This is a genomic window from Microcoleus sp. B3-D2 (assembly GCF_036705345.1).
Lineage (GTDB): Bacteria > Cyanobacteriota > Cyanobacteriia > Cyanobacteriales > Microcoleaceae > Microcoleus.
Window position 1 is genome coordinate 1 of record NZ_JAUBUG010000145.1, and the last position, 4,830, is coordinate 4,830.

At 42.8% G+C, this 4,830-nt stretch carries 3 protein-coding genes; all 3 read left to right on the forward strand.

The features are described from left to right. Window positions 1-394, forward strand: a 394-nt coding sequence (locus QUB14_RS28075) for an IS66 family transposase (protein WP_333221453.1), incomplete at its 5' end; no start/stop codon positions are given. A gap of 786 nt (window positions 395-1,180) precedes the next feature. After that, a complete protein-coding gene (locus QUB14_RS28080) occupies window positions 1,181-2,275 on the forward strand; it encodes a glycosyltransferase (protein WP_333221451.1) in 1,095 nt (364 codons plus the stop codon). Window positions 2,276-2,314: 39 nt separating this feature from the next. Next, window positions 2,315-4,546, forward strand: a complete 2,232-nt coding sequence (locus QUB14_RS28085) for a polysaccharide biosynthesis tyrosine autokinase (RefSeq protein ID WP_333221449.1) — start codon at window positions 2,315-2,317, stop codon at window positions 4,544-4,546. Window positions 4,547-4,830 lie beyond the last annotated feature (284 nt).

Here is a 4,830-nt window from a genome sequence, read left to right on the forward strand (position 1 = left end):
TGAAGAACTCGATTATCACACTTGGGCGAGGGACTTTAAGACCCGACTGGCAGAATTGTTAAATACTTGGATTGGTCATGTTGGTTATACTGCTGGACTGTTGCTGCGCTCGTTGCGTGAGAAAGCGCACCAATGGTGGTATTTTTTAGACCACCCTGAAATTCCCCCTGACAATAATTTGGCAGAACGTTCTTTGAGACTAGCCGTGACTAAACGTAAAGTATCGGGCGGTTCCCGCTCCATGTCTCGATTTGAACAAACTGCTGATTTGTTATCTGTGATTCAGACTTGTCGGTTTCAAGGTATTCGCGCAATGGCTTTTTTCCGTGATGCTCTATCTGCCCATTCTTGTAACTTTTTCATGCCTTCTCTGATTCCCCAATCAAAGACCTGAATCCTTACGAGAATACAAGCTTTACAGGGCAAGGATCATAAAAAAGTCGAATTAAATGCCCGTCAGGGGTGGAGAGGACATTGATTTAATTATCCACAGTGGCTCAAAGTCCTAGAGCATAAGCCCTTCAGCCATAGAAAAACTGTCCGGACTATGGTCTTTATAAATTTTGTGTAAAGTAACAGCGATATATAGCAATCCTAAATGATTCACAAAAATTTATACTTTATAATGGTTGTGGAGTATAATACTTGCATACTGAATCTCAGTGAAAAAAACAATATGTGTGAGCAACAACCTTTAAAAAAGTTAAGTGAGTTTATCGATAGCAACCCCGACTAAGCGAGAACTGAAGCGAGCTTTGCGAGTAATGATGTGGATTGAGGGGATGCCTTGTTCTAAAATTCAAAAAATATTAAATGTATCAGCAACATTTATCAGTCAATGCAAAATGAAATTTATTGAAAAGGGATAGGTAAGTAATCGACTTCATGTACAAGGCAAGACACCAGTAATTCCGCCTAAGCGCAAGCGATGTAACCCTCGTGTTCATGATCAGGACTTTTATACGCCTCGTCAACAAAATTGAAAACTGATGATCCAACTGAAGCAGTATCGGGCGATTGCGAGACGTTTGTCTAGCCTGTAACCAACTTTCTCGGTGCGAATTACCTTGGTGCTTCCGTTATCTGGTTGAATTGATGATGCGAGCTAAGAACGGTGGAACAAGAAGTATTTGCACAACGGCATCGTCAGTGTCGGACGCTTTCAAATAGAGGAAGTAGTATGAAAATTGCCTTAGTCCATGATTACTTAACACAACCCGGTGGGGCAGAGCGTGTATTTGAATTGCTGTGTAAACACTACCCCGATGCTGATATTTTCACGTCTCTCTACGAACCTAAACGAACTATTGATCTAGGCGAACGTGAAGTTCGCACAACTGTACTTCAGAATGTTCCAGGGGCAAGTAAGAATTTTAGGCTAATGGCTCCCTTTTATTTTTCAGCCTTTCGAGCCTTGGATCTAAAAGACTACGATCTGATTATCAGCAGTACCACGAGCTTTGCTAAAGCTGTGCGAAAAAGATCCGGAGCAACACATATTTGTTTCTGTCACAATGTCACCCGTTTTTTGTGGGATACCACAACTTATCTTCGAGACTATGCTACCTATCGAAATCTTTCTGGTATGCTAGAACCGATTTTTCAGCGGATGAGAAAAGCCGATCTAGATTCTGCTCAGGGACCTGACTTTTACATTGCTAATTCCAGCACAGTTGCCAGTCGTATCCAGCAATTTTATGGAAAGCAATCAGTGGTTATTAACTATCCCATTGACATCAATAAATTTATTTTTTCTAAAAATAAGGAGGACTTTTACTTGACCTCAGCTCGTCTTGTTGGGTACAAACGTATCGATGTGATTATTGAAGCATTCAATTGGCTGGGATGGCCATTATTAATCACGGGTGATGGCCCCGAGCGAGAGCGTCTTGAGTCGAGAGCTTTAAAAAATATTAAATTTCTAGGTCATGTCAGCGATACAGAACGGAGTCAGTTGATGTCTAAAGCTCGTTGTGTTATTGTTGCTGCCCTCGAAGATTATGGCTTAGTTCCCGTAGAAGCTAATGCTAGTGGAACGCCTGTAATTGCCTATGGTAAGGGTGGCGTCTTAGATACTCAAATACCAGGTAAGACTGGTATTTTTTTCAATCTACAGACACCTGAAGCGATTCACACAGCAGTAGTTGAGTCCAGTAAGATTGCATGGGATTACGAAAAAATTCGAGACCATGCGATCGGTAACTTTTCCGAGGAAGCTTTCTTTGAAAAAGTAGAGGGGGTTATTGAGGAAGTTTGCGACCGTCATCAGCCATAAATATATTTGGTTCAATAGGTTTAGGATGGAGGCGTAGAAGTGACTGAAAACAATATCAACTCAATTGCTGAAACAGAAGCGGGCTATGGAGAACTGTTTGCAGTTTTAATCCGCAGGCGCTTTTGGTTGCTAAGTGTCTTGTGTATTGTCTTGGCTGCTGTCACTGTAAAAGCGTTGAGGGAAAAGCCTACCTATACAAGCTCAATGCAACTCCTAGTAGAATCTAATTATCAAGGCAAAAAAGGCAGCAAAACAGAGAATCAATTTGCTGATTCTAATGTTGAGATAGACAATGCTACTCAACTTAGTCTGATGCAAGGTTCTCTGCTCATCCAAAGGGCGGTAAAATTACTTCGCCCTGAGTACCCAGATATCGAGGTAGAGGAGATTAAAAAATCCTTAGCCGTCAATCAAGTAGCCGATGAGAAGGCAAACACCCAGACTAAGATTTTTGAAGTAACCTACACGGCTAATAATCCGACTCAAACCCAGAAAGTTCTACAAATAATGCAACGGGTTTATCTGGATTACAACCGAGAACAGCAGAGACTACGTTTAACTAAAGGTCTTGCCTTCATTGATGAACAATTACCACAGGTGCGTGGGAACGTTGCTCAAGTTGAGGCAACATTAGAAGAGTTTCGCAAAAATCAAAATCTGATTGAGCCTGAAGTACAAGCAAAAGCTCTGACTGAGGCAATTAACAACATTCAGCAGGAGCGACGGGCAAACCAGGCGACTAAAAGGGATCTTCAGGCTCAATACGACTCTTTGCAGCAGCAGCTTGCTAGTTCTCCGCAGGAAGCGCTCGTTGCAGCACGGCTAAGTCAGTCTTCTCGTTATCAAGCCTTACTCAACGAAATCCAAAAGACAGATTTAGCTATCGCCCAGCAACGAATACGCTTCACTGACAAAAACCCAGTTATTCAAAAGCTACTCTCGGAGCGCAACAAGCAACTAAGTCTCTTGCAAGCTGAAGGGCAACGTGCTACACCAGAAGTTTCTGCTCAGCTCCCCGGTACGGGAGAAAGCCTTTTGAAAGAAAGGCAACTCGGTACAACTGACTTAACTATCGCTACTAAGCTTCTGGAGGTTCAGACCAACTTAAAGGGCTTAAGTGCACGCGACGAATCACAGGCAAAAAAAGAGCAGCAGCTCCGTGTAGAACTCGATCGGTTTCCTAATCTATTGGCTAAGTACACTCGTCTACAAACAGAGATACAACTCAAGCGTGAAACATTTCAACAGTTAGAGAAAGCACGGCAGGACTTAAGCCTGGAAATTGCCCGAGGTGGATTTGATTGGCAAGTGGTCGAAGTACCGCAACCCGGTAAAAAGAGTATTTCCAAAAAACAGCAGAACATTATGCTAGGTATCGTAGTTGGGTTGTTCTTGGGTGTGGCAGTGGCTTTTGCTCGCGATATGTTGGATGATTCTGTTCATAGCTCGGAGCAGTTAACAAAACTGGTTCCCTTGCCTTTACTAGGAATGACTCCACAGCTACCGCAGGTCAAGAAGAACAAACCAATTATTAAGCTACTGTTCGGCGGCAACCAGCAAGCTTCCGCCGCTTGGGCAAGCGAACCAATCATCAAGCTACCTTTCGGCAAGCCGGAAAATATGGCGTCTTGCACGATTGAAGTAATTCATAGTCCACCTGCTTGGGAATCCTTGGATCGAATTTATAAGAATATTCAACTTCAAAATTCTGGTTCGACATTCAGTCCTTTAATCATTACTTCAGCATTGGATGGTGAGGGAAAATCAACAATCGCATTAGGTTTGGCAATTAGTGCTGCCCGTCTACATCAACGGGTACTGCTAATTGATGCTGATTTCCGTCAGCCCATGCTGCATAAACAGCTCAATCTTCCTAATGATTATGGGCTTTCAACTCTGTTGGAAAGTAACGCTACAGTGCCAAGACGCAGTTATGTTCCATCATCAGACCTATATATTGATATTTTGACTTCCGGGTCAATACCGAATGATCCAGTGAATCTGTTAAGTTCTCCTCAAATGCAAAGATTAATGACAGAGTTTGAGCAGACTTATGATTTAGTTCTGCTGAATGCACCTCCTGTTTTAGGGATGATAGATGCTCTGCTGGTTGCATCTTGTTGCCGGGGGGTAGTGTTGGTGGCACGCATTGACCTCGTGACAAAAACCGCACTCACTGAGACTACAGCCATGCTGAACAAGTTAAATACGATCGGGGTGATCGCGAATGGGGGTATTAGTCTCAAAAAGAGTAAGATACCCCACTCCTGAAAAAATCATGGCTTCTTGACAAACTTATTGACAATGCTTCCTCATTCTCTACGATCCCGACCCTATAAAGTGACGATCGCGATCGAGCATCTTTCTTGAGATAGCTCAACTCAAAACCTTGTCTAGCAAGTATCTCAACTTGCTAGGCACCCCGTCAGGCGATCGACATCAGTTATACCAGCCCCTTGGATTCATAAATTTCGTAATGGCTCTCCTGAGTTTATGGTGTAAAATGTACCTAATAATACATTTACCGTTATGAGCTTCCATCTAGACTATCTATT